Origin of the sequence: Salinispirillum marinum (genome assembly GCF_042650105.1) — a bacterium.
Classification (GTDB): Bacteria; Pseudomonadota; Gammaproteobacteria; order Pseudomonadales; family Natronospirillaceae; genus Salinispirillum; species Salinispirillum marinum.
This window is the reverse complement of sequence record NZ_JBHSAL010000001.1, coordinates 1,373,329-1,397,889: the sequence shown is the minus strand read 5'-3', so window position 1 is coordinate 1,397,889 and position 24,561 is coordinate 1,373,329. Positions and strand designations below refer to the sequence as shown.

Annotated in this window: 22 protein-coding genes; 5 read left to right on the top strand and 17 right to left on the bottom strand. The window is 53.3% G+C overall.

All coding sequences use genetic code 11. From position 1 onward, the window contains the following. Positions 1–66 precede the first annotated feature (66 nt). The 5 genes from ACFOSD_RS06535 to ACFOSD_RS06515 all read right to left on the bottom strand — a co-directional run bounded on the left by ACFOSD_RS06535 (position 67) and on the right by ACFOSD_RS06515 (position 7,745). Positions 67–2,820, bottom strand: coding sequence for a M16 family metallopeptidase (locus ACFOSD_RS06535; RefSeq protein ID WP_380692471.1), 2,754 nt, complete (start codon positions 2,818–2,820; stop codon positions 67–69). Positions 2,821–2,997: 177 nt separating this feature from the next. Next, complete coding sequence (locus ACFOSD_RS06530; protein WP_380692472.1) at positions 2,998–4,521, bottom strand: DUF5666 domain-containing protein; 1,524 nt, start codon at positions 4,519–4,521, stop codon at positions 2,998–3,000. A 40-nt stretch (positions 4,522–4,561) separates the two neighbouring features. Beyond that, complete coding sequence (locus tag ACFOSD_RS06525; protein WP_380692474.1) at positions 4,562–5,401, bottom strand: DUF6502 family protein; 840 nt, start codon at positions 5,399–5,401, stop codon at positions 4,562–4,564. 74 nt (positions 5,402–5,475) lie between these two features. After that, positions 5,476–6,681, bottom strand: a complete 1,206-nt coding sequence (pobA, locus tag ACFOSD_RS06520) for a 4-hydroxybenzoate 3-monooxygenase (RefSeq protein ID WP_380694934.1) — start codon at positions 6,679–6,681, stop codon at positions 5,476–5,478. A 125-nt stretch (positions 6,682–6,806) separates the two neighbouring features. Continuing rightward, positions 6,807–7,745 carry a helix-turn-helix domain-containing protein gene (locus ACFOSD_RS06515; RefSeq protein WP_380692475.1) on the bottom strand — a complete coding sequence of 313 codons (939 nt, stop codon included), beginning with the start codon at positions 7,743–7,745 and terminating at the stop codon, positions 6,807–6,809. 177 nt (positions 7,746–7,922) lie between these two features. Between ACFOSD_RS06515 and ACFOSD_RS06510 the strand changes: the two genes are divergently transcribed. After that, positions 7,923–8,687, top strand: a complete 765-nt coding sequence (locus ACFOSD_RS06510; protein ID WP_380692476.1) for a sulfite exporter TauE/SafE family protein — start codon at positions 7,923–7,925, stop codon at positions 8,685–8,687. A gap of 252 nt (positions 8,688–8,939) precedes the next feature. Here ACFOSD_RS06510 and ahpF read toward each other — a convergent pair whose 3' ends face one another. From ahpF to ACFOSD_RS06480, 6 genes are all read right to left on the bottom strand, one after another. Beyond that, on the bottom strand, positions 8,940–10,490 hold the full coding sequence (gene ahpF, locus ACFOSD_RS06505) for an alkyl hydroperoxide reductase subunit F (RefSeq protein WP_380692477.1): 1,551 nt from the start codon (positions 10,488–10,490) through the stop codon (positions 8,940–8,942). A gap of 299 nt (positions 10,491–10,789) precedes the next feature. After that, positions 10,790–11,347 (bottom strand): alkyl hydroperoxide reductase subunit C, encoded by a 558-nt coding sequence (ahpC, locus tag ACFOSD_RS06500; protein ID WP_380692479.1) that lies wholly within the window; start codon positions 11,345–11,347, stop codon positions 10,790–10,792. A 150-nt stretch (positions 11,348–11,497) separates the two neighbouring features. Further along, positions 11,498–12,463, bottom strand: coding sequence for a GlxA family transcriptional regulator (locus ACFOSD_RS06495; RefSeq protein ID WP_380692480.1), 966 nt, complete (start codon positions 12,461–12,463; stop codon positions 11,498–11,500). Further along, complete coding sequence (locus ACFOSD_RS06490; RefSeq protein WP_380692482.1) at positions 12,447–12,995, bottom strand: cysteine hydrolase family protein; 549 nt, start codon at positions 12,993–12,995, stop codon at positions 12,447–12,449. Before ACFOSD_RS06490 ends, ACFOSD_RS06495 begins: the two co-directional genes overlap by 17 nt. 138 nt (positions 12,996–13,133) lie before the next feature. Continuing rightward, complete coding sequence (gcvT, locus tag ACFOSD_RS06485; RefSeq protein WP_380692483.1) at positions 13,134–14,261, bottom strand: glycine cleavage system aminomethyltransferase GcvT; 1,128 nt, start codon at positions 14,259–14,261, stop codon at positions 13,134–13,136. Positions 14,262–14,606: 345 nt separating this feature from the next. Further along, a complete protein-coding gene (locus ACFOSD_RS06480; protein WP_380694936.1) occupies positions 14,607–15,245 on the bottom strand; it encodes a helix-turn-helix domain-containing protein in 639 nt (212 codons plus the stop codon). A 370-nt stretch (positions 15,246–15,615) separates the two neighbouring features. On the opposite strand from ACFOSD_RS06480, the gene gcvH reads away from it, so the two are divergent. Together gcvH and gcvP are read left to right on the top strand one after the other, a co-directional pair. Beyond that, positions 15,616–16,002 carry a glycine cleavage system protein GcvH gene (gene gcvH, locus ACFOSD_RS06475; protein WP_380692485.1) on the top strand — a complete coding sequence of 129 codons (387 nt, stop codon included), beginning with the start codon at positions 15,616–15,618 and terminating at the stop codon, positions 16,000–16,002. A gap of 22 nt (positions 16,003–16,024) precedes the next feature. Then, positions 16,025–18,895 (top strand): aminomethyl-transferring glycine dehydrogenase, encoded by a 2,871-nt coding sequence (gene gcvP / locus ACFOSD_RS06470; protein WP_380692486.1) that lies wholly within the window; start codon positions 16,025–16,027, stop codon positions 18,893–18,895. A 32-nt stretch (positions 18,896–18,927) separates the two neighbouring features. Here the strand turns inward: gcvP and ACFOSD_RS06465 are convergent, their stop codons facing one another. From ACFOSD_RS06465 to ACFOSD_RS06455, 3 genes are all read right to left on the bottom strand, one after another. Next, positions 18,928–19,347: a type II toxin-antitoxin system VapC family toxin gene (locus ACFOSD_RS06465; RefSeq protein ID WP_380692487.1), complete on the bottom strand. Its 420-nt coding sequence runs from the start codon at positions 19,345–19,347 to the stop codon at positions 18,928–18,930. Beyond that, the gene (locus tag ACFOSD_RS06460) at positions 19,344–19,586 is read right to left on the bottom strand and encodes a FitA-like ribbon-helix-helix domain-containing protein (protein WP_380692488.1); all 243 of its coding nucleotides are present in this window, start codon (positions 19,584–19,586) and stop codon (positions 19,344–19,346) included. The genes ACFOSD_RS06465 and ACFOSD_RS06460 overlap by 4 nt, the downstream gene beginning before the upstream one ends. Positions 19,587–19,918: 332 nt before the next feature. After that, positions 19,919–20,119, bottom strand: coding sequence for a cysteine-rich CWC family protein (locus ACFOSD_RS06455; RefSeq protein ID WP_380692489.1), 201 nt, complete (start codon positions 20,117–20,119; stop codon positions 19,919–19,921). Between the two features lie 156 nt (positions 20,120–20,275). On the opposite strand from ACFOSD_RS06455, the gene ACFOSD_RS06450 reads away from it, so the two are divergent. Continuing rightward, on the top strand, positions 20,276–22,093 hold the full coding sequence (locus tag ACFOSD_RS06450) for a putative bifunctional diguanylate cyclase/phosphodiesterase (RefSeq protein WP_380692490.1): 1,818 nt from the start codon (positions 20,276–20,278) through the stop codon (positions 22,091–22,093). On the opposite strand, the gene ACFOSD_RS06445 is transcribed toward ACFOSD_RS06450, so the two are convergent. From ACFOSD_RS06445 to ACFOSD_RS06435, 3 genes are all read right to left on the bottom strand, one after another. Next, positions 22,083–22,598: a GNAT family N-acetyltransferase gene (locus ACFOSD_RS06445; RefSeq protein WP_380692491.1), complete on the bottom strand. Its 516-nt coding sequence runs from the start codon at positions 22,596–22,598 to the stop codon at positions 22,083–22,085. The two genes, ACFOSD_RS06450 and ACFOSD_RS06445, sit on opposite strands and share 11 nt — an antisense overlap. Continuing rightward, entirely contained in the window at positions 22,595–22,873 is a 279-nt protein-coding gene (locus ACFOSD_RS06440) for a hypothetical protein (protein WP_380692493.1), read from the bottom strand. The genes ACFOSD_RS06445 and ACFOSD_RS06440 overlap by 4 nt, the downstream gene beginning before the upstream one ends. Positions 22,874–22,998: 125 nt before the next feature. After that, on the bottom strand, positions 22,999–23,553 hold the full coding sequence (locus ACFOSD_RS06435; protein ID WP_380692494.1) for an NADPH-dependent FMN reductase: 555 nt from the start codon (positions 23,551–23,553) through the stop codon (positions 22,999–23,001). 126 nt (positions 23,554–23,679) lie between these two features. Here ACFOSD_RS06435 and ACFOSD_RS06430 point away from each other — a divergent pair, with 126 nt between their 5' ends. After that, positions 23,680–24,561: a LysR family transcriptional regulator gene (locus ACFOSD_RS06430; RefSeq protein WP_380692495.1), complete on the top strand. Its 882-nt coding sequence runs from the start codon at positions 23,680–23,682 to the stop codon at positions 24,559–24,561.

The following is a 24,561-nucleotide window of genomic DNA, read 5'->3' as shown; positions in this document are numbered from 1 at the left end:
GAACGCATGCCCCGGCATCATAACGCCGCCTGCGCTCGACGTTACGATGCTCATTTCATGCCCAGCCTAGGGCAACCACACCCACGTTTGCGGGATGGTGTCAGAGTACAAGAACATCGCCAATAGACCTTCTACATTGTCGGCGGTTGGTTCACGCGGGTCGGCGGTGACCAGACGCACCACGTCGTAATCAAAAAGCTCGGCATAAGCAATGTCGCTGGCCAGAACATTAGGAGACAATTGTTCGTTTTTCAGGCCATCGCGGCCTTCACTATGCCAACGGCTCAGTTCTTCTGGGTCAAGCGTGCCATGGGTGGCGGCTAAGGTTGCTCTGACCTCTTCTATCGCATGGTCGACTTCGTACGGGTCTACGGCAAGGCTGATCACCAAGGTTACATCGGCATGGCGCTCGGTGTTTCCGTCAACCTGTACGTGAATGCTGTAGACCTGCCCAAGCTCATTGCGCAAGCGGTCGAACAGACGTTCATTGAGCCAGCGGCTAAGATAGTAGCTGTCGAAGCCGTAGGTAGACGCCAAGTTGGCTTTAGGCAGGTTGTAACGCATTACGATTTGCGCACTTTGCTCGCCACTGCCCGTGACACGTTCATCGGACGAGGTTTGAACGCGCGGTACGGGTCGTCCAACCGGGATTTCTTCTGCCTGTGGAGCGAGTGTGGCGATGCTTTCCAAGACGGCACGCCGAGCGTCTTCACGCGAGATGTCACCGACGATGGATAAGCGGTAGTTTTGTGCTCCCGCTACGGTGCGCTGATAGACATCCATAACCTGCGCTTGGGTGATCTGATCCAACTCCTGTTGGGTCAATGGGCGCAAAGCCGCATCGTTACCATGCATCTCACGATTAGCCATGTCGATCCAAGGTTTATGCGGGTGTGTGGCCAACTGCTGCAACTGTTCACGATACTGCTGATGAAAATACTCCCACACTCTGGGGTCAATGCGAGCCTCAGTGAGGGCGCTGTGCACCACACGCAGCGCCATATCGAGATTGTCGGTTTCGGAAGAGCCATACAACGCTTTGTCGAAAAAGTCTTGGCGGATATCCAGCGCGAGGTTCTGGTCTTGCAGCCACTGATTGAGCTGCGGGCCGTCCAGGTCACGCAAACCGCTGTTGGCCAACATATCGACCAACAATCGACCTGCCGGTATATCCTCTTCAGCCAATCGGTTAAAGCCGCCCAATCCGACCATGGTGAAGTTCACCTTGTTCGGGTTCACGTCTGAGAACTTATGAAAGACCTCAATACCGTTGTCCAGTTGCCAGCGGGTAAGTCCATGGCCTAGGTCTTCTTCAAGTTCTGTGGCGCCTTGATAGGTCGGCTTAATTGACCACTCATTTCCGGCATCCGCGGTCGGTTGCGCGCTGGGCACGTAGCGCGCCGCCGCCAACCAAGCATCGATATCTGCAGCTTCGGGCGCTGCGATGTTATTCGGATGCACCAAGGCCACAATGGGCGCTTGCGTCAGTGTGGGGCTCAGGGCCTGCTGAATTTCGGCGGTAGTGACTAAAGGCAGAATCTCTTCCCACAAAGCCAGTTTTTCCGGCTGGTTCTGCATGGGCCAGTTTTCCAGTACATGGTACATGGCTTCATTAGCGAGGTGATCGGCGGAGTCTTGCTGACGACGTTCGGTGCGCAGGAAGTTGGTTTTCCAGCGCGCTAGCTCGGCCTCGGTTACGCCTTCGGTCAGCAAACGTTGGCGTTCTTCTTCCAGTACAGTAACGGCCTCCTGCATGTGCTCACCTTGGAAATAGGCGCCCAGTTCAATGGCAAAATACCCGGGTGCTGGGTAGTGAGCAAAGGCATCGAAGCCGGTTACACGACCGCCTAAGTCCAACACGCGGTTGCTTAAGCGATCGTACAACACATCCATCGCGACCCAGTAGGCCAACTCGCGTGTTTCATCGGCGTTGGTACTGGGTACATCTTGCGGATGCAGATAGCTGATCCACACCGAACCCGCCGTGGTGAGTGAGTCGGTGATCATGAAACGCGGGTTTATGGCGCTCAGATTCAACGCTGTACGTTCGGGCTGACCACCGCTGGCGCGCAGTGCATCCATGGGGAACACACGCTGTAAGGTTTGTTGCGTGGCGGCCAGGTCGACATCTCCTGCCACGATGACACTGATATTACCGCTGTGATACCAGTGTTCGTAGAAGGCTTTTAACGCATCTGCGGTAGCGGCTTCGATGCTGTCTTTGGTGCCGATGGGATAGCGTTCGGCGTATCGGCTGCCTTGATAAAAGTGGCCATTCAATAACTCATCGACACTGGTTTCTTCCCGCGTACGGTCACGCCATTCTTGTACCACGACCGATTTCTCGACCTCGACAACGGCGGGGTCAAAGGTGGCGTTGAAGGCCATGTCTGCCAGCACTTCCAGTACGCCATCGATACGTTCTTGGTCGGCGGTATTCAGGTGCACCCAGTAGACGGTTTCATTGAATGATGTGTACGCATTGCTGTGCTGCCCGATGTCGACACCCAGGTCGCGCAAGCGGGCTTGCAGAGTTTTGTCGGGGAAGTTTTCCGTACCGCGAAACACCATGTGCTCGACAAAGTGCGCGTAACCTCGTTGCTGATCCGTTTCTTGCAGGCTACCGGCCTGCACCACCAGCCTTATAGATACTTCATTGTTGGAATGGGAATTCGCATTCGGCCAGACAATGAATTGCGGGCGTCCGGTTTCTGCGGTGACACTGACGGACGATTGAAGATTTTTTTGAGCACAACCGACGAGCAACAGAGCACTCAGCACCCAACCAATGGGCAAGACCAGCCTATAGGGTTTAAACATGTTCGCATCCTTTTTTAGGTTCCTGAAGAGGTTGAGCGCGAGGAGGGGCAACACGAACGTTCAGCATGGCACCTCCCTGAGCCATCAACGCGCGGCAGTATGGCAGAAAAAAAAGCCCTCGTGGAGAGGGCTTTACAAGGATGCGATTACGGTTCGGCGAGAAATGTGATGCGGTTCTCAGTCGTCGTCATCGTCGTCTTCCACTTCAATCTCAGTAGCGGAGTAAATGCTGCCGCTTCGGCCATAGCTGACTTCAACAAAGTCGCCCACCATGAGGCTGCTGAAGGTGCCATCTTCCACGACACTGTCATCCGGAATGATAAGGCGTACACCGAGAACGACGATGTAATTTGTGCTGTTGTCGGTACCCTTTGCGGTGATGCTGCCTTCCAGTTGGTATTCGTCATCTTCGTCGTCATCTTCCCGCTCGATCTTAATGGCTTCGAGGATGCGGTTGCCGTTGTCGTCAGCGCGATCAATGCCGTCGATCTCCAGCCAGGTGCCGGCCGCTGTGGATGTGAAAAAGGCATCACGGCTCAGGCGCTGGTCGTTGTCATCGTCGAGAAGAATGCTAAACGGGGTCACCAATACTGTTACACCGCCCACCTTCAGGGTATATGCACTGGCGTCGAGACTTTCTACTTCCGCCTCCAATTCAGCGTTGGCGTCGCGCAGTTCAATTTCTTCGGCGCGTACGCCGTCTGTACCCCATTCACCCTCGATCTGCACCAGCAGGCCGTTTTGTAGATCTGCTTCGGTGAGGTCGTCATCGAACACATCGTCGTCACCGGCTGACCATGTTACGGTAATGCCGTTGACGGTCAGGGTGTTCGTCGTGGTGTTCAGGTTCTCAATCGGGCCGGTGAATTCGACGTCATCGCCCGATTTACCGCGGTAGAAGCGGGCTTGGTCGTCGAGGTTAATATCATCGGCCATGAACTCGGATTCGGTTTGATCAAAAGAACCGGTCACTTGTACGCGCTTACCATCGGCCAGTGTCACGCCATTTAATGGGGTGCCGCTGGTGTAGGACACCTGTAAGCTGCCGATTATAAAGGTTTGCTGTATCTCGCTCAGGTTAGAGATCACCCCTTCCAACTGGTCGTCTAGTGAAGTATCCGTTTGTACCGTCACTAAGCTGGCGCGAAACGAACCATCCGTATTTGACCAAGCGCTCACAGATACCCGTGTGCCGTTCGCCAGCGTTTCGGCGGTGGTGCCAGAAAATACGGTTTGTCCGGTGAGCTGTACGGTTTGTCCCAGCAAGGTGAATTCGCCCGTGCGCGTGGTGACATCCCATGTTTTTGCGCTGATGGTGCCGCGCAGGGTGTCGTCGTAGACCACTTTGTCGGCGCGGCCGGTGCTGTCGCGCCGCCATTGGCCTTCAACCCGCACGATCATGCCCTGCTTTAGGTCGTCGTCGCCCAAGCTCGCAGCCGTATTGCCGTTGATTTCATAATCGGCGTCGTCGGTGTTGTAGCGCGTGCCGTTCACGTAGATGGAACCAAATTGGGTGATGGGTCCGAGGCTGAACCCGGTGCCCTGTATACCGCCTTCGGCGACGGATGCATCAACAAAATTACAGCCGGCCACGGTGCCGAGCGTCAGGGCTGCCCCCACGCTCAGGATTTTCAGGCGCCAAGTTTTTAGCTGCTGTGGGCAGTTCTGCAACGGCTTCAAAGGCAAAAGGGTATGCAACATGATGCTCTCCAGTGTCACAGTCGTTGGTGTTGACCAACGGTTAGGGTTCGTTTGAAGCGTCGCTCTCCGACGCTTCCTCTAAAGCAAAAATACTTAATCCAAGGCGCACCAGCGGCTCGGCTGGTGTCTCTCCCGTAACGTCGGCATCGCGTGCCGCCAACCAGGCATTCAGGCGCAACAACAAGGCTTGCGCTTCCTCATGCGCCAGCGCGTTCCATTCCGGTAAGGCTGACCGAGGGATTTTGGTGTAGGCCACGGTACGTTGAAACCGAGGGGCTTCTTGGTGTTGCGCAGCAGTCAGGTTGTGGTCAATGGTGGTGAGCATAGCGCTCACATCGCTGCCAAAGATGCGCAACAGTTGGCTGTCGTCACCGAGCGGAATATAGGCTTTTTTCAGCAGCGTCCAGCCGTTGGTATCTTCTTGTGCGACACCTTGTTTGCACAGCTCATTACCTAATGCACGGGCGGGCATGTCGCCGCTGTAGCGCTTTACTAAGGTGCTGAAACTGATGGGTCCGTCGAATGGGAGGATTGCGGGTTCGCCCTGGTCATCGTGGAAATCGGCATCGTTGACCCACCCCGACACCACCCGGTCAGCCCGACCTTGGGCGGGTACGCTGGCGGGTTCATCGGCGTTCTGAATCCACTCCCGTAGGCGCTTTACTTCTTTACGAGTGAGACCGGTCAGCACCGCGGCGTGTGAATCGGTCGGTTTTTTACGGTTTGGGGCAAGATCATTTAACGCCACATCGACGTAGGCGCGTTTCACCAACTCGTTGAACTCGCCATAGGCCATGCCGTTGCGCAAGACAATCCGCAACAAGGGTCGCAGCAGGCGATAGAGGGCTTTATGTAATGGTGATACGGTGCTTGAGTTCATATTTGGGATATTATTCCCAAACATGAACCCTGACAAGCATATTTTTCATTTTTTGGGAATTTTATCCCATTTTCTTACGCCAGATCCTCATACGGCAAACCAACGTACTGCTCGGCAATAACCTTCTGACCCGCTTCGGAGGTCAGGTAATAATGGATTTCCGAGTCCATGAAGCGTTGATGGGTTTCCCGGTCGGAACCGTCTTTCGCCAATTCTTCGTCGAAATTGTGCATCATGTTGGTCATCCACCACGAGAAGCGTTCGCCGTTCCAGACGCGGCGCAGACAAATCGGGGAGTATTGCTCCACGGCGCTCTTGTCGCCGCCATTGAACACCCGTGTCAGCACTTTGTACAGCGTCGCCACGTCAGACGCGGCCAAATTCAAGCCTTTGGCACCGGTGGGCGGCACAATGTGCGCGGCGTCACCGACCAAGAACAAATTGCCATACTGCATGGGTTCACACACGAAAGAACGCAAGGGCGCGATGCTCTTTTCAATGCTGGGGCCAGTCACCATGTTCGCGGCGATGTCGGCAGGCAACCGCTTTTTGAGCTCGGCCCAGAAGGCGTCGTCCGACCAGTTTTCCACCTTGTCGGTCAGTGGCACTTGAATGTAATAGCGCGAACGCGTGGGTGAGCGCTGACTGGCCAACGCAAAACCGCGCTGCGTTTTGGCGTAGATCAGTTCGTCGTTGCAAGGTGGCGTGTCGGCCAACAGACCCAGCCAGCCGAAAGGATACACGCGTTCAAATTCTTTGCGTGAATCTTCGGGAATGGTTTTGCGCGATACGCCGTGAAAACCATCGCAACCGGCGATGTATTGGCAATTAATGTGCACTGGCTCACCGTTCTGCATAAAGGTTACATACGGCTGATCGGATTTCACGTCGTGCAGTTCGGTGTTTTCGGCTTCGTAGCACGTCTGCTGGCCGGACGCTTTGCGTGCGTCCATGAGGTCACGCGTGACTTCCGTTTGGCCGTAGCACATCACGGTTGCGCCACCGGTGAGTTCTTTCAAGTTGATGCGGAAGCGTTCGTCGTCAATGCTCAGTTCAACGCCATCGTGTACATGGCCTTCTTTCATCATCCGGTCGGCTACCCCGGCTTCATGCAGTAAATCGACCAAGCCCTGTTCCAGAATACCGGCGCGGATACGGCCCAATATATAATCGCCGCTGACGCGCTCGACAATGACGTTGTCAATGCCTTGCTTATGCAACAGTTGACCCAGTAGCAGGCCGGATGGGCCGCCGCCGATAATAGCCACTTGCGTTTGAATGGTTTTCACAGCACTACCTCATTATTGTTCTTTCAGTGAGGTACAGTGTCCGCTTTTTGGCGCGTGATTTAATGCAGATTACGTTTGAATTCTTGTACTTTTCGTTCAAATAATCGTTTTTCGGCCTAGCTGAGTCCTGTGCCGTCGTCGAGTTCTTTCATGGCATCATGCTGTTGCCGATACACCTTGGGTGAGGTGCCTTCTGCTTGTTGAAAGACGCGTGAGAAGTAGGCCGGATCAGCGTAGCCCAAATCAAAAGCAATGTGTTCAATGGTAGCGCGGGTGTATATGAGTTTGCGTTTGGCTTCCAACAGCAGGCGCTCTTGCAACAGTGCTTTGGCATTCTTACCCGCAGTCGTCTTGCACATTCTGTTCAAGCGCGCGGGCGGCATGTTGAGTTCACGCGCATAATCTTCCACTTTCCACTGGCTGGCAAAATGCGCTTCAATCAAACTGCGAAATTGCTGCATGGCGTTGTTTTCGGGTGACCGAGCGTCTTCCGTTCGATGTTGCAACGCCACACAACGGCTCAGCTGCAGTAACACGGCTTGCAACAGCCACTCACACAACAAATGACGACCCGGATTGATGCTGCGGAATTCGTCCATCATTTGCTCGACATTCACTTCTAGTTGGCGCAATACCGCAGAACCCCTGGCAAAAGAAATGATTTCAGGGCGCGCGAACAGCGTATCCAAATAGGTTTTGGTGCGTTCATCGGCCAAGTCCGTCACCATGGCCTGCGCTACCGTGAGTACCACGCCCTGCGTTTCCGGCGCAAAACGAAAACCGTGTACGATGCCCGGCGGCAAGCTGATGCAACAGGCACCGTCCAAATGGTGTTCCTGTTCATCGACCCAAGCAGTAACGGTGCCAGAAAAGACTAAGATAAGCTGATGCAGGCGCGCGTGGCGATGCGGCTTGATCACCCAGCCATTGGCTCGGCTGCGCGTGGCGATGGGTTCCAGGTGCAGGAACTCCAGCGAATCATGATGGCTCGCTTCACCGTAGAGCACAAACTGCGGTACGTCTTGTGCTTTTGTTTGTTGGGGTTTCGTGGGCATGTGCTCGGTTGTCCAGCCGTTACGTTTTCATGATAGCAGGCGAAATCTATTCACGTTGGTGGGGTACGCTCCCGCCGTCAAACATGAGGCAAATTTCGTCGTTGGTTATCTTTTTACCATAGCCTTAGCCACAGAGTATCGGTATAACTGCGTCACATTCAGCAATGTCTTTAGTCCATGACCTTCGACTACCTTTTAGCCGTGCTGCCTGTGCTGGCGCTGACCTATATTGCCTCCGGCATTGTTAAGGGGGTAACCGGTTTTGGCATGCCCTTTATCGCGGTGCCCGGCGCGGCGTTAGCTTTGGGCATTCCCATCACTCAGGCGATGGCCTGGGTGATGATCTCTGCCTTCACCACCAATTCCGTGCAACTGATTCAAAATGTGCGTTATTGGCGGATAATTCGGGAAATATGGCCGCTATTGCTCACCATGGCGGCGTTTATGATGGCGTCGGTGCAGTTGCTGTCTGTGCTTCGCAGTGAATGGTTATCGATTTTTCTTGGCGTGGTCATTGTGGTGACCATCAGTGCTCAAATGCTCAAAAAGTGGGATGTCCAGTCCGATCAACGGCGGCGCGCCTATATTTTGAGCGGTGCTATTAGTGGGTTTTCCGGGGGGCTTACCTCTTTTTACGGCTTTCCAGCCCTACAAGTGATGCTCGCCAGTGGCATGAAAAAAGAGGAATTTATCTTTTCCGCTGGCTTGTTGCTGTTTATGGGCACCACCATCCTGACCCTCGGTTTAAGCACACAAGGGTTGATGACAAAACAGGATGGCGTGATGTCTCTGCTTTTGCTCTTTCCTGCCATCATCGGCTTGTTGATCGGGCAAAGAGTGCGCCGCGTGCTGTCACCCGCCGGGTTTAGCCGCGTGGTCATGGGTGTGTTACTCGCCACCGGCCTTAGCATGTTCATGCGTGGCGTGTGGGGGCTGCTGTAGCCCCTATTCGCTCACCGCTGCTCAATCAACATCAACCCCGCTCCGGTGTTCGATATGGGTACATGGTAGTTGCGGTGCAGCACCGTCAGTTCACTACCCACGCAGGTCGGGTTTTCAATGGTTTGGAACCATTGGTTTAAAGCAATAGATAAAAAGCAGGTTTGGAACGTAGTATTGCACCCGGTATTTCTGCTGATGCTAAAAAAAATCGCCCAGCGAGGGGATCGCTGGACGATGAAGTTTAAACGTTCTTTACTGACGGATGAGGTAGTCAAACGCACCTAAAGCAGCGGTTGCGCCTGAACCCATCGATACGATGATCTGCTTGTACGGTGCCGTGGTGACGTCACCGGCGGCAAACACACCTTTCATGCTGGTCTGTCCGTGAGAATCAACGATGATTTCACCCCGCGGGGTCAGTTCAATCGTGTTCTTCAGGAACTCAGTGTTCGGCACCAAGCCGATCTGTACGAAGATTCCCGCTACATCGACGCTGTGTACTTCATCTGTCGCGCGGTCTTTGTAGGTCAGGCCTTTCACCTTCCCATCAGCGCCCACGACTTCGGTGGTCTGCGCTTCTTTGATGATGCGGATGTTCTTCATCGACTCCGCTTTACGTACCAAAACTGCATCAGCACGCAAGGTATTGGCGAATTCCAGTACAGTGACGTTGTCGACCAAACCGGCCAAATCAATCGCCGCTTCGATACCAGAGTTACCACCACCGATCACTGCAACAGGCTTGCCTTTGAACAGCGGACCGTCGCAGTGCGGACAATAGGTGACGCCCTTGGTGCGGTATTCTTGCTCGCCCGGCACGTTCATGTCGCGCCAGCGGGCGCCCGTGGCGAGAATTACGGTTTTACTTTTCAGCACGGCACCATTGGCCAGCTCGACTTCTTTCAAGCCATATGCACCTTCACGCAAAGCAACGGCTTTTTGGCTGTTCATGATGTCCACTTCGTACTGACGAACGTGTTCTTCCAGCGCCGCGACCATTTTCGGGCCTTCGGTTTCTTTCACCGAAATGAAGTTTTCAATGCCTAAGGTGTCTAGAACCTGGCCACCAAAACGCTCCGCCACAATTCCGGTACGAATGCCTTTACGGGCCGCGTAGATCGCTGCCGCTGCACCCGCTGGGCCACCACCCACCACCAACACATCAAAGGGCGCTTTTTCAGCTATGGCTGCGGCCGCTTTCGCGTCCGCGTCATCGTCCACCTTGTTCAAAATATCGGCCAACGACATACGACCGCTGCCGATTTCTTCACCGTTCAAGAACAACGTAGGTACCGCCATAATGCCACGCTCTTCCACTTCTTTAGGGAAGACGCCGCCGTCGATCATGGTCGCGGAGACGTTGGGGTTCAAAATCGCCATCAAATTAATGGCCTGCACCACGTCCGGGCAGTTGTGGCACGACAAGGAAATGTACACTTCAAAGTTCAGCTCACGGCGCAAGCCTTTGGCTTGATCTTGCAAGGCCTGATCTTCTTTCGATGGATATCCACCGGCTTGCAACAAAGCCAATACGAGGGACGTAAACTCATGGCCCATAGGAATACCCGCAAAAACCACCCGGGCGGTTTCGCCTTGTGGGCCGACTTCCATGCGCGGAATGCGGCCTGTTGGGTTGTCCAAGACAGTTAGGCTAATTTTGCTGTTTAGCGCTTCAATTTCTTTCGCCAATTCAAAGAGTTCTTTGGATTTTGGGCTGTCATCGACGGCTACCGTCAACTCAATCGGATTCACGAGTCGTTGCAGGTAGGCGTCCAGCTGTTGTTTCAAGGTTGCATCTAACATGATATCAATCCGCTTAAGTTAGTAACGGTGCTGGCTGCTGTGAGAGTTAAGGGCAGAACTTCCCCCTTCCGGCCACAACATGCGCAGCAGAATAACCGTCAATCATATAATTCTGGGGTTAAAGCAGCCCGAAATCAGGATATTTCGGGCTTAGGTATCAGCATCTGTCCGACCCCAAAGCGTTAGCGAGGCCATCAGGGCGCGGCGGAAATACCCGTAGAGGGGCGGAGCTTAGTGCACTAAGTGAGCACTCTACGGGTGTTTCCAACAAAGCCCTGACAACGCAGCTAGCTTTGCATTTAGATTTTGCCAACCAGGTCGAGTGAAGGAGCCAACGTCGCTTCGCCTTCTTTCCACTTCGCAGGGCAAACTTCACCTGGGTGAGCCGCTACGTATTGTGCTGCTTTCACTTTGCGCATCAGGTCTTCAGCGTCACGGCCAATACCTTCCGCAGTGATTTCCATTGCTTGGATGATGCCGTCTGGATCAACCAGGAACGTAGCGCGGTCTGCCAAGCCTTGACCTGGACGCATTACACCAAAGTTGTTGGTGATGGTGCCAGTCTGGTCGCCCAGCATGTAGTAGTTGATCTTACCAATGGTTTCAGAGCTGTCGTGCCAAGCCTTGTGTGTGAAGTGCGTGTCAGTAGACACAGAGAACACTTCTACACCACGCTTTTGCAGCTCTTCGTAGTGATCTGCCAAGTCGCCCAGTTCGGTGGGGCATACAAAGGTGAAGTCGGCTGGGTAGAAGAAAAATACTGCCCACTTACCTTTTACGTCAGCTTCGGTAACTTGAACGAATTCGCCGCTTTTGAACGCTGTTGCGGTGAATGGCTTGATCTCAGTGTTGATCATTTAGTTGCTCCTTGAGGTTTAGGTTGAACAGTGATGTTTGAAAACATGGTCATAGTACGAGGTTTGTATGGCATTTAAAAATTGATCTTCTTTAAGCATACAATAGCCAATAGCTATGATTGTTTTTAGCAATCATAGATATAAGCTTTTTTAAGTCTTTGCAGCGCTTAGCCGTCGAAACTGACTCGGCGTGCCAGAGTACCAACGCGCCCATGTCCGCCGTAGGCTGCGCTCGGCTTGAAAGCCACACCGCTCGGCTATATCGTCCATGCCGAGCCGGGTTTGCTCCAGTAATTGTCGAGCAAGTTCCAGCCGTGCCTGTTGCACGTAGTCTTGAAGCGTTACGCCCGTCGCTTGTTGAAAGATTCGGCGCAAATGCCGCTCACTTAGGTGAACCTGCTCAGCCAAGGTTTTCAGGCTCCAGCCTTGGCCTGGCGCTGCCATGATCAAATCTTGTATGTGGTGCACGCGGCTTTGCATATGGTTGCGATGATCCAGCCAAAAACTGAGTTGTGCTTCGTGACCAGAGCGGCGCTGATACATGACCAGTTCTCGCATAATGTCCAACGCCACAGCTTGCCCCCAGTGCCGAGCCACCAAATGCAGACACATATCCAATCCAGTGGTAATTCCGGCGCTGGTCCAAAACGGTCCATCTTCAACGAAGATACAATCTACCTGTACCAGGGCTTTAGGCGCTAGGGCGCGAAGGGTATCCGTTAAGTCGTGGTGTGTAGTGCACCGACGCCCATCCAGCAAACCGGCACGCGCTGCCAATAAGGTGCCGGAACAAATACCCGCCACCAATGCAAAGTCGTTGCTATGCTCACGCAACCACTGCTGAGTTGCACGGTAGCTTTGCGTACAGGGGTCCGTTGTTTGGCTATTGCTGCCGATCAGCATCAACCATGCGTCCGGCGACACCTTATCTGGCAGAGGTTCTAGTCCGCTGATCGAGAGTGCCTGATGTGCGCGCAATTCTGGCACTGGTGAGATGTAACGCACCCGCACATGGTCTGCGAGTGCAGGATGAACGAAGATTTGCGCTGGCGCCGCGAGATCCAACAAATGGACCTCAGGAAGCACCAGCAAATAGAGGTCATGCGGCTGGGTCATAATCCTCCACGAAACGTATGGTGGCAAAGCGGTCTGCCAGTACCAACGCGGTATGCGCATAAATCGCCGCAGTAGAAACTGTTTCGCCGGTTAAGGGATGCTGCATAGGGAACGTTAATGTTGCGTCCAATACGAAATCAACCTTATAACCCAAGTCTGATGCAACGCGCGTCGTGGTTTCACAGCATTGTTCGGTACGAATACCACTAACCACCAACTGGGTGATGCCCTGCTCGCTCAGCCATTCCTGCAATCCGCTCTCAGTGAGTGCATTATGAACGGTCTTATTGAACACCGGATCTTCGGCTTTTTTGTCCAGAAAGTCCATCAAACGGACATATCCGGACGCGGGAGAGAACACACCCTCTTCTTCATTATGCAGAATGAAAACCACTGGCCAATTTTGCCGACGAGCCGCAGCGATTAGCTGATTTTGGCGCTTGGCAAAACCGACAAACGCGGCCTCATCCCAGTAGGGTCTTTGCTTGAAGGACTCTTGAACATCAATCACCAACAATGCTGTCTTACTCATAAACTTCCCCTTACTCTATGAACTCAGGCTGGATTACCTATTGAGTATCCAGAATAAGGGGGAAGCTAATCGTTAAGAAGGCCATATCCGGCTAAGAATAGGACAGTATCGGACATATTAAATAAGCCTGACGTACATTTAGCCTCTGTAATAACGCTGTGGCACAAACGGCATAGCGCTAACCGTCATCGGCAATTTTTTCCCACGCACATCAGCGAAGACTTCAGTTTCCAAGGCGCTGTAAGGCGTCAGCACATAACCCATGGCAACGGCGGCTTCGGCGCTGGGGCCAAAGGTGCCACTGGTAACCACGCCGATGGACTGCCCTTCCGCATTGAACAATTCAGCACCTTCACGAACCGGTGCACGGCCTTGGCCTTTCAAGCCCACGCGCTTGCGTGTCCAGTTCTTGTTGACAATTTGGTCGAGAATCACGGCGCTGCCCAAGAAACCGCCGGGGCGTTCGCCATCCGCACGGCGCGCTTTAGAAATGGCCCAAATAAGGCTGGCTTCAAGTGGCGTAGTGGTGGTGTCCATATCGTGGCCGTACAGGCACAAACCGGCTTCAAGGCGCAATGAATCCCGCGCACCCAAGCCAATGAATTCCACCTCGCTTTCATTCAACAATAGGCGGCACAGACGCACGGCATCGCTGTTCGGGATAGAGATTTCGTAACCATCTTCACCGGTATAGCCGCTGCGGGACACGTAGCAATCAACGCCATCGAGTTTTACTTTTTGGTTGTCCATGAACACCATAGTCGCCACATCAGGACTAAGACGGCTCAATACATCCGCAGCTTTGGGGCCTTGCAGGGCAACCAAGGCGTGGTCGTCCAGCACCTCCAACTGGATGCTGCTCGGCAAATGCGCGCGCAAATGCGCAATGTCCTGTGTTTTGCAGGCCGCATTGACCACCATGTAATAACCTGCATCACCATAATTGGTGACCATCAAGTCATCCAAAATTCCGCCTTCCGGGCTGGTCAGCAAAGCATAACGTTGCTTGCCCACCGGCAGATCAATCACATCAATCGGCAGCAGCTTTTCCAGCTCGGCCGCGACATTGTCGCCCTTCAACCACAACTGACCCATGTGCGACACATCAAACAAGCCTGCAGCGGTGCGGGTATGCAAGTGCTCTTGTTTTACCCCAAGTGGGTATTGCACCGGCATGGAATAGCCCGCAAAAGGCACCATACGGGCACCGAGTTCAATATGAAGATCGTTCAAAGGCGTGGTTAAGAGGGCAGTCTGTTCGGTCATGGCATTCACCTTGGCAGTGCGTGATTAATTTTTGCCCATGATGCACCAAGTTCATCGTGTTTCCAATAGGAAACTTTGCGCGGAAATCATACTCACGATGATTTGATGTAGCCGATAAAACCCGAAGTGGTGAGACGTTGCTGCGCGCAAGGGAAGCTCTAAAAGCACTTCGAGCGAAGCAAAGACAAGGCAAAAGATTGCAAAACCAGCAAACTAATGACGAGGAAAACCCGAAGAGACGAAAATATGGCTAGGCAAAAATCCCCGCAATGAGCGACGTTTACATCGAGTAAACGAGCGAATTAAGGGGATTTTTAACAACGCCAGATTGAGAAAAAGCGGGTTTTAAGCAGTGACCCAGAGCACGAAGGCATCTTGTTCGCTCGTCGATATTAACGCATGCCCCATGCTGCAATCGTAATACGCCGAATCTCCCTCACTAAGCTCAATCGGCTCATAGAATTCGGTGTATAACAAGATCGTTCCGCTCAGCACGTACAAAAATTCTTCCCCATCGTGCCTGACCCAGCCGCCGAAGCTGCTGAAATCACGAGCGTGTACGCGCGTTCGGAACGGAATCATTTTCTTGTGCGTGAGCTGGGTGGCGAGCAATTCATGTTCGTAAGTCGGCGTAGGATGCGGCTTGCCTTCACCGCTGCGCGTAATGTCTCGCCGCCCTCCGGCGCTGGGGCCGTTACTGGGTTGGCTGAACAATTGCGGCACATCTATATTAAGGCCGCGCACTAATTTGGTGACCACACTGAATGTGGGAGAAATCAACTCATTTTCGATTTTTGACAAGGTAGACCGCGCCAAGCCCGTGAGCTTCGCGGCTTCCTCTAAGGTGAGTTGCTGACTCAGCCGAATAGCACGCACGCGCTCGCCGAGCTTCAACGGCTCTACTGTGGCTTCGACGCCACCTTGGCGTTCAACCGTTAGTGGCTCTTTGCGCTGGTCACGCAAAAACTGTGGTTCTTCCGGCATCATTCTTCTCTTTGAACATTGACCGCTTTTTCTCACCGGAATGGTGAAAATATTTACCGTGTTTCGCCTAGGGCTAGGTGCAGAGAGAGGGTAGGGTTTTGTGGGGCATGTGCCGCCATGGATGGCGGCAATGAGCCTCCAGGGAAGGATTTACGGCGTCCCCAAAAAACCCTGCCCACTCTCGGCACCGTGATAAACGGGATTGTAATGTCAGCTATCCTGTTCGACACAGCGGAAATATCATACGCTATATGACACAAATTTAGTTTATGTTTCCGATAAGAAATTTTTGTTGCTCGATAGAGTATGGATTGCTAGGCTCGCCACATCACTAACCTGCCCCTCTTCACAACAATTACAGGACACTCTTATGTCTAACGCACCGGCCGACTTGAAATACACCGCCACCCACGAATGGCTGAAAGCCGACACCGACGGCACCTACCTCATGGGTATCACGGATCATGCGCAAGAACTGTTGGGTGACATTGTATTCGTTGAATTACCCGAAGAGGGCCGTGAAGTCGCTGCGGGCGAAGAAATTGCTGTTATTGAATCGGTAAAAGCCGCTTCTGACATCTATGCCCCGGTCGCAGGCACCATTGTTGCTGTTAACGAGACCCTAACCGACAGCCCAGACACCATTAATGATGATGCCTTTTCCGCTGGCTGGATTTTACGCCTGCAACCCAGCAATGCTGCGGATGTCGATGCTTTGATGAGCGCCGACGACTACATGCAATCTTTGGCCGACTGATACCCAATTCGGAGACTGCTTTATGAGCATTCAGGACACTTCCCGCACGCCTTTGGCTGACCTGGTCAGTCATAGCTTTACCGAGCGCCATGTTGGTCCATCGGCCGATGAACAGCAGGCTATGTTAAAAGATCTCAAGGCCGAATCACTGGATGGTTTGATGATGCAGGTGGTGCCCGCGTCAATCCGTTTGAAGGAAGACTTGCCCTTGCCTGTTGGCTTATCGGAAGCCGATGCACTGGCCGAATTAAAAGCCATCGCGCAGCAAAACCAAGTATTGAAATGCTACATCGGCCAAGGCTATTACCCCACGCGTATGCCCGGTGTCATCCAGCGCAATGTGCTGGAAAACCCGGCGTGGTATACCGCCTATACCCCGTATCAGCCCGAAATTTCCCAAGGCCGCTTGGAGTCGCTGCTGAACTTCCAGCAAATGGTCATGGACCTCACCGGCATGCCGCTGGCGAATGCATCGTTGCTGGACGAAGCTACCGCCGCTGCGGAAGCCATGGCCTTATGTAAGCGCGGCAATGCACGCAATAAAAGCGAAATCTTTTTTGTCGCGGACACCGTTCACCCGCAAACCTTAGACGTATTACGTACACGGGCGCACTATTTTGGTTGGGAACTGGTGGTCGCTCCGGCCGAGAAAATCAGCCATTACCAGCCGTTTGGCGCGCTGTTCCAATACCCCGATACCGAAGGCAACGTTACCGACTTAGAAAGCCTCATCAATACGGCAAAAGCCCAAGGGGCTACTGTTGCCGTAGCTACTGATTTGCTGGCCCTGCTGTTATTGCGTTCGCCCGGTAGCATGGGTGCGGATATTGTATTCGGTTCTTCCCAGCGCTTTGGTGTACCCATGGGCTACGGCGGTCCGCACGCGGCGTTTTTTGCCGCGAAAGACGACCTGAAACGACAAGTACCCGGTCGCATCATTGGCGTATCGAAAGACCGCCATGGCGATACCGCGCTGCGCATGGCGATGCAAACCCGCGAACAACATATTCGTCGTGAAAAAGCGACCTCGAACATCTGTACTGCCCAAGCGCTACTAGCGAACTTGGCTGCTTTTTATGCTGTATATCATGGCCCGCAAGGCCTGCGTACCATGGCCGAGCGTGTGCATCGTTTAACCAGCATTCTGGCGCGCGGCTTAAAATTGGGCGGCGTGACCACCAATGCTACCTTCTTCGACACCCTCACCTTCACCGCCGACGCGACCTTACACGAGCGCGCCGAGCGTGCCGGTTGCAACCTGCGCCGCTACCCCGATGGCCGTGCCGGTGTCAGTTTCGATGAAACGACCACGAAAGATGATGTCATGCAGTTGCTGGACCTGATTCTGGGCGAAGGCCACGGCTTGAGTGTCAACACGCTCGACAACGAAGTCATGGCGAACAGCGACAGCGGCATACCAAGCGCACTGCGCCGGACTGATGCCGTGCTCACACACCCCGTGTTCAACAGCTACCACAGCGAAACCGACATGCTGCGCTATATTCGCCGTCTGGAAAACCGCGACTACTCGTTAGTGCATGGCATGATTCCGCTGGGCTCGTGCACCATGAAACTGAACGCCACTGCCGAGATGATTCCGGTGAGCTGGCCGGAATTCGCCAACATGCACCCCTTTGTGCCGGTTGAGCAGGCCAAAGGCTACCAGATCATGCTGCAACAATTGGAAGAGCAATTGATTGCCGTCACTGGCTACGACGCGTTTTCCTTGCAGCCCAATTCCGGCGCCCAAGGTGAATACGCCGGTTTGTTAGCAATCCGTCGTTATCAGGCCGCCAAAGGCGAAGCGCACCGCGACATCTGCTTAATTCCTGCATCGGCACACGGTACTAATCCAGCGACCGCCGCCATGATGGGCTTGAAAGTGGTCATCGTTGAATGCGATGACAACGGTAACGTAGACCTCGATGACCTGCGCGCAAAAGCCGCCGCTGCGGGCGATAAGCTCTCTACCTGCATGATCACCTATCCATCCACGCACGGCGTGTTTGAGGAAGGCGTGTCCGAGCTGTGCAAGATTATTCATGAACACGGCGGTCAGGTTTACCTGGATGGCGCCAACATGAACGCCCAGGTCGGCTTAACCCACCCTGGTCTGATCGGCTCGGACGTGTCGCACCTGAACCTGCACAAAACCTTCGCCATTCCACATGGCGGCGGTGGCCCCGGCATGGGCCCCATTGGCGTGCGTTCGCACCTCGCGCCCTATTTACCCGGCCATAGCGAAAAGGGCAATGGCGCAGGCGCTGTATCTGCGGCACCTTTTGGTTCAGCCAGCATTTTGCCCATTACGTGGATGTACAACCGCATGTTGGGCAAAGATGGCTTAAAGCATTCCACCGAAGTGGCGATTCTGAACGCCAACTACATTGCGGATGCCTTGGCCGACGATTACGAGATTTTGTATCGCGGCACCAAAGGCCGGGTGGCGCACGAATGCATTCTCGATATTCGCCCCCTAAAAGCGGCCAGCGGTATTTCGGAAGAAGATATTGCCAAGCGCTTGATGGACTACGGTTTCCATGCGCCTACGATGTCATTCCCGGTACCGGGTACCTTGATGGTGGAGCCGACCGAGTCCGAATCACAAGAAGAGCTGGACCGTTTCATCGAAGCCATGAAAGGCATTCGCCAAGAGATCGCCCGCGTGCAGAGCGGTGAATGGCCGGCGGACAACAACCCGCTGGTCAACGCACCACACACGCAGTTTGATTTAGTGAAGGAATGGAACTATCCCTACGACCGCGAAACAGCTGTTTTCCCATCAAGTGCTACGCGCGCCGCCAAGTTCTGGCCTGCAGTAAGCCGCGTCGATAACGTGTTCGGTGACCGCAACTTTGTGTGCAGTTGCCCGAGCATTGACGAGTACCGGTGAGTTGAAGGGCACTCAACTCACAGTTGGGTGCCCTATGAATGCCAAGGGTCGATAATGTCGATGCCTATATGCTCGAAATCTTTCACATTACGGGTAGCAAGACGAGCCTTTTTCTGCTGACAAATAGCAGCAATTTGAGCATCTGCCGAGTGAATTATTCTCCCCACACGTTCATTCTCGGCAACCAAATCTGCATAGTAGGTGGCAGCTTCTTCATCAAACGGCAAAATACGCCCAGCAAAGTCTTCATCAAACATCTCGAAAACAACAGTTGAATAACTATTCTTTCGCCGCCCCTCGGGCAGACGAGCAATACCGTAGAGTATTTCAGCCACCGTGATCGCCGTTATATTGATGCTATCCTGGTCTTCTTCATCCAGCCAATGCACAACCCTCATATTGGGTATTGGGCGCATAAGCTCTGATAATATATTGGTATCAAGGATGATCACTCTTCAAAATCCGTAATTCGTGGTTTGTCATCACGCGCTGGCAGCACCATTTCCAACCCACCCTCAGCGGCAAAGCGCTGATGGATACGACTTCCCAGCTTACCTTGCTGCGGTTTTATTACCGCCTGACGAAGAATTGCGCGAACCTCTTCTTCCATTGAATGCCCATGACGCGCGGCCTGAACACGAAGCTCGGCCTTCAATTCTTCATCTAAATTACGCACCGTAATAGTCGCCATTGTGATATCCCCTTGAGTGCTGTCATTGACAGCTATGATAGCACTCAGAAATAGACGCAGGGAAGGTTACGCCCCTCTAGGGAGGATCTAAAAACCACCATTTAAGCAGGGCATTCATATAAGTTGCTCGTTTTTGGCCGTATTGATCCGAATCCTTGCTGTTGGTCACTAGGTTTTACCCAGTTTGGTTACTGGTGATAAACCATACCCGGCTCGCCTGCAGCACGATCCGACACCATAAGCCCAAGCATTGAGTGCAGAAGTGCTCTGCGCGAGGAATGTCACTGACCAAGATTTCAAGGTGGCTGAGTATTAATCCGGGTTAGATATATCTATTTAGCAACTGAATAATGTGCACAGTCTGCACACAGGCAGGCTTGCTGCTGCATATGCTCGGGGATTTGCGCCAATGTTGCGGGGTCTAGGGTGACGGAGGTACACCAGCACGGTGTATTAAAATCTCCCGACGCGGCGGGAGTACAAGCGTTGAGCTTACCGCACAATGGGCAATGATGATTGGGCAGCGGTTGCATGGCTCGTCCGAAAATTCAACAATTGTTCATTGTGCCCTGTCCGGTGGGGCTTTCAACTAAAAGTGTCAAATTTCGTTATTGAGTCTTTTGGAAAGACCTGTATTCTCAATAATGATTCTGTTTGACCCTTACGCCAAACACTGAGGTTACACTGGGGTGGCTGACTACAACCAACAAGCGCGCGATGAATTCGTCGGTTTCCATGCGGAGCTCATGGGCTTGAGCCACGCTCCGGACTTTATGGTGAAGTCCCGCACCCAAAAGCTCGAAACCCTGATGCGTCTCTGCGCCAGTTTGTTAGGCGTCGATCGCTGCAGCGTATGGCAATTGGATGATACTGGCCAAGCGATGACCTGTGAGTTGCTGTACGAACGTGCCACGCAAACTTCAAACTATCCGAGCGTGGTTTTAAAAGCGGCAGACCATCCAGCCTATTTCGCCGCGATGACCACCAGCCATTTAGTCGATGCGGACGACGTGCTGGAAGATCCGCGCACGCAAACCATGCTGCATGACTACCTCATACCCTTGGGCATTCGTTCGATGTTGGATGCACCGGTGCATCATACGGGGCATTTTGCCGGCGTCATTTGTTTGGAGTCACTCACCCCTCGCCGGTGGTCGGTCGGGCTGATGGCCTTTGTCAGCGCGGTGGCGGAAACCATCAGTACCATTAACACCTATGAAGCCTGGCGCTTCAGCCAGAACCAACTGAATTACTTGGCACACACCGACCCCTTAACCGGCTTAGCCAATCAAACACGCCTACAAGATGATTTGCGCACGCTGTTGATGTCTGCTTCGACGCACCAGCCGATGCATGTGCTTTGGCTCAACATTGATCGCCTCAAAGTCATTAATGAAGGCTTGGGCAAGCATATCGGTGATGCGGTGATCGCCGAAATTGGGGCTCGCCTGAACCGCCTGGACACGACAACCAACGCTCTGGTGGCCCGTTATGGCGGTGATGGCTTTGTACTGGTCGTCCAAGGCGAACCCAAACAATTGGATGAGGTAGGGCAGACTGTCCTCAGGCAATGCCGACACCCGATTTATGTGGGCAAACATGAACTGACCGTTTCAGTGAGTGTGGGGGTTGCCCACGCTCCGCGACATGGGCAGGACGCTACCCTGTTGTTACAAAGCGCGGAATCCGCCATGTATTACGCCAAGTCGTTAGGACGGAATCAGGCGCAGACCTTTCACGTGGATTTAGCCGACCGTTTTCGTTCGCGCTTTCAAATGGAAAATGATTTACGTCGAGCGTTGCAAAACCATGAATTAGTGATGCATTACCAGCCCATTATTTTGGCGGAAACCCAACAGGTCGTTACCTTGGAAGCCTTGGTGCGTTGGCAGCATCCGACGCGCGGCTTGCTCTCGCCGCTTGAATTTCTTCCTTTGGCGCAAGATATGGGGTTGATGAAAACGTTGGGTAAGCGGGTACTTGAATTGGTGTGTCGTGATATCCAACGTTCTGCGATCACCTTGCCGAAAATTTCTATCAACCTGGCGTCGGAGCAAATCAGTGATGCCACTTTACCCGATCAGGTGCATGCGCTGCTGGCGCAATACAATATTCCCGCCTCTGCGTTAGCGTTTGAAGTGATTGAAGAGCAGTTACAAGACGATACCAATAAACTGGTGCTGACCTTACGTCGCTTGGCCGCAGCAGGCATTGAGCTCTATGTGGATGATTTTGGTACTGGCTATTCTTCGCTGGCGCGTTTAAAGAACATGCCGTTCAGTCGCCTGAAGATGGATCGCTCTATGGTGGCCGGCTTACCGGATGATTTTGATGATTGTGCCATTGCCTTGTCGATTCTGGGTTTGGCAAAAGGCCTGGGTATGTCGGTGGTCGCCGAAGGCATTGAAGATATCGCCCAAGCCGAGTGGCTATGCCATCAGGGCTGCGGCTATTTGCAAGGCTATCACTACAGTCACCCTATGCCATTGGATCAGCTCACGCTGTAGCTGAGAAGGCCGGATGATACTGAACCTCGGCCACGGGCATCTCGCCACCGAAAGCACGTACTAGAAAATACTCAGCCGGAACTCCGGGCAGTCGCAGCTGGGTTGACTGGGCAAATCCGAAGCGGCGGTAGTACGCGGGATCACCCAACACCACGCAACCTTTCGCACCCTTACCTTGTAGTTTGGACAGCACACAGCTGATCAATGCTGAGCCAATGCCTCGGCGCTGCACATCCGGGTGCACTGACACTGGGCCTAAGCCATACCAACCAGCGTCCCCTGAGCTCAAGGTCACCGGCGAAATCGCCACATGCCCTAAGAGCTGCCCTTGATCCACCGCGACCATGGATAACGTCAACACCTGCGCGGTCCGTAACGCGGCAACGATGTGGTGTTCATTGTGATCAGAATGAGCGACAGCCGCGAATGCCTGCTCTGTTAAATGATGAATCGCGGCCGCATCGCCCGGCAGTTCGGAGCGGAGGGTCGCAATGTCATTGCTCATACCACATCGCTCGACTTTACCGGCACCAAGCGACTGAACATATTACACAACAAGCCAAACCCTATGCCAATGGGTAAGTAATAGGCCATGCCCCAATGAGCCGGAGCAGCCCAAATCAACCCGACCATGGGTATGCCTACCACCATGGCAACCGGCGCGGGTATTTGGGCACGATAATGCGCCCCACACTGTTTGCAGCGTTTGGCAATCCAGGATGAAAAAATGCGCTCGGCGCTGAACAGGGGAATTTTATGCTGGCATTGTGGGCATTGCATGGCGAATCCTCGGTAACAATGGTTGCCGACTATAATGCGCCCATGGCGAGGGTTCAATCCGACGAATGTCTAAAAAATAAAACGGGCGCCAAAGCGCCCGCAAAAAGAGGAACAAGAAAGGAAAATTAACGCAATGTTTTCAGTGCTGTAGACCAAGGAATCAACTGATCCAACATGCCCGTCAATGAATCTTTGTGTTGATCAGCAGGCTTGAACACACTGAAGTTTTCAAAATCAGTGAACAACGACAACTGCACTTGGTTACGCACGTGCGCCAACTGCAATTCAGAAGCGATGTGACGCATGTGCTCGACCGCACGTACACCACCGGCTGAACCATAACCGACGAAACCAGCGGCTTTGTTGTTCCACTCTACGTTCAGGTAATCCAAGGCGTTTTTCAAAGCGCCACTGACGCTGTGGTTATATTCCGCCACAACGAAGATATAGCCATCATATTGCGCTACCGCATTTGACCACTTTTTGGTGTGCTCTTGGCTGTACTGTGCGTACGCAGCTGGCATCGCTTCGTCCAGCAACGGCAAATTAAAATCAGCAATGTCCACCAATTCAAAGGTTGCATCAGTACGCTGGCTGGCTTGTTCCAATACCCAATTGGCTACGGCAATGTTGTTGCGGCCTGGGCGAGTACTACCGGTAATTACGGCTATCTTGATCATCGTCATCTCCTGTTAAGGCACCCCCATGGGTGGCTCAAAATCTTTTCACCAGCACAGTATGAAGACTACTAAAAAGCAATCAACCGCATTAATATAGACGGACAGTTTCTTATTAGGAAACCATGAATGGATACGTTATTGAGCATGCGCGTTTTGGTCGCCATCGTCGATCACCACAGTTTTGTCCAAGCGGCAGAGCAATTGGGGTTGTCCAAGGCCATGGTCAGCAAACATGTAATGCACCTTGAAAACCGGATGGGCGCGCGCCTACTGAATCGGAACAGCCGCAACCTCAGCCTGACCGAATCGGGGCGCATTTATCTGGAACGTTGTCGTACCGTATTGGAAGAACTGGATGAAGTCGAAGCGACTGTCAGTCGCGCCACGGTTTCGCCGCGCGGCACCATAAAATTCACCGCCCCCATGTGGTTAGCGACCGATTACTTTACCGGTTTACTGCATGAATTCCGCACGCTTCATCCTGACGTTTATTTTGATATCGACATCAGTGGACGTTTTGTCGATATTGTCGAAGAAGGTTTTGACCTAGCCTTACGTGCCAGTCGCACGCTGCACCCCAACCTGATTGCCCGACCACTGATGCCGATGGAATTCCATATCGTGGGGGCACCCGACTATTTAGCCCGATACGGTTGTCCGAAACATCCGAGCGAACTGAGCCAACACGCGATGCTGGCGTATTCCCTGGTTAAAAACCAGCAGATCATTCTTACTGGCCCAGAAGGTGATGTTAACGTACCGATCAAGCCGGTCTTACAATCCAATAACGAGTCCATGTTACTCGCCGCTGCATTGAACAGCATGGGCTTGACCATCATGCCGGGAGGCTTGGCCAATCGGGAAATTGAACTCGGGAATTTACAACGGGTATTGCCTGACTACCGACCGCAAGACAGCAAACTCTATGCGGTGTACACCAGCCGCCGATATCTGTCGGCGAAGGTACGCACCTTCATCGACTTCTTATCGGAACGAATGGCAACGTAA

What these genes read in the sequence shown, in the direction of transcription:
- ACFOSD_RS06535 (WP_380692471.1), bottom strand. Translation starts at nt 2,820, where the DNA reads ATGTTTAAACCCTATAGGCTGGTCTTGCCCATTGGTTGGGTGCTGAGT.
- ACFOSD_RS06530 (WP_380692472.1), bottom strand. Translation starts at nt 4,521, where the DNA reads ATGTTGCATACCCTTTTGCCTTTGAAGCCGTTGCAGAACTGCCCACAG.
- ACFOSD_RS06525 (WP_380692474.1), bottom strand. Translation starts at nt 5,401, where the DNA reads ATGAACTCAAGCACCGTATCACCATTACATAAAGCCCTCTATCGCCTG.
- ACFOSD_RS06515 (WP_380692475.1), bottom strand. Translation starts at nt 7,745, where the DNA reads ATGCCCACGAAACCCCAACAAACAAAAGCACAAGACGTACCGCAGTTT.
- ACFOSD_RS06510 (WP_380692476.1), top strand. Translation starts at nt 7,923, where the DNA reads ATGACCTTCGACTACCTTTTAGCCGTGCTGCCTGTGCTGGCGCTGACC.
- ahpF (WP_380692477.1), bottom strand. Translation starts at nt 10,490, where the DNA reads ATGTTAGATGCAACCTTGAAACAACAGCTGGACGCCTACCTGCAACGA.
- ahpC (WP_380692479.1), bottom strand. Translation starts at nt 11,347, where the DNA reads ATGATCAACACTGAGATCAAGCCATTCACCGCAACAGCGTTCAAAAGC.
- ACFOSD_RS06495 (WP_380692480.1), bottom strand. Translation starts at nt 12,463, where the DNA reads ATGACCCAGCCGCATGACCTCTATTTGCTGGTGCTTCCTGAGGTCCAT.
- ACFOSD_RS06490 (WP_380692482.1), bottom strand. Translation starts at nt 12,995, where the DNA reads ATGAGTAAGACAGCATTGTTGGTGATTGATGTTCAAGAGTCCTTCAAG.
- gcvT (WP_380692483.1), bottom strand. Translation starts at nt 14,261, where the DNA reads ATGACCGAACAGACTGCCCTCTTAACCACGCCTTTGAACGATCTTCAT.
- ACFOSD_RS06480 (WP_380694936.1), bottom strand. Translation starts at nt 15,245, where the DNA reads ATGCCGGAAGAACCACAGTTTTTGCGTGACCAGCGCAAAGAGCCACTA.
- gcvH (WP_380692485.1), top strand. Translation starts at nt 15,616, where the DNA reads ATGTCTAACGCACCGGCCGACTTGAAATACACCGCCACCCACGAATGG.
- gcvP (WP_380692486.1), top strand. Translation starts at nt 16,025, where the DNA reads ATGAGCATTCAGGACACTTCCCGCACGCCTTTGGCTGACCTGGTCAGT.
- ACFOSD_RS06460 (WP_380692488.1), bottom strand. Translation starts at nt 19,586, where the DNA reads ATGGCGACTATTACGGTGCGTAATTTAGATGAAGAATTGAAGGCCGAG.
- ACFOSD_RS06455 (WP_380692489.1), bottom strand. Translation starts at nt 20,119, where the DNA reads ATGCAACCGCTGCCCAATCATCATTGCCCATTGTGCGGTAAGCTCAAC.
- ACFOSD_RS06445 (WP_380692491.1), bottom strand. Translation starts at nt 22,598, where the DNA reads ATGAGCAATGACATTGCGACCCTCCGCTCCGAACTGCCGGGCGATGCG.
- ACFOSD_RS06440 (WP_380692493.1), bottom strand. Translation starts at nt 22,873, where the DNA reads ATGCAATGCCCACAATGCCAGCATAAAATTCCCCTGTTCAGCGCCGAG.
- ACFOSD_RS06435 (WP_380692494.1), bottom strand. Translation starts at nt 23,553, where the DNA reads ATGATCAAGATAGCCGTAATTACCGGTAGTACTCGCCCAGGCCGCAAC.
- ACFOSD_RS06430 (WP_380692495.1), top strand. Translation starts at nt 23,680, where the DNA reads ATGGATACGTTATTGAGCATGCGCGTTTTGGTCGCCATCGTCGATCAC.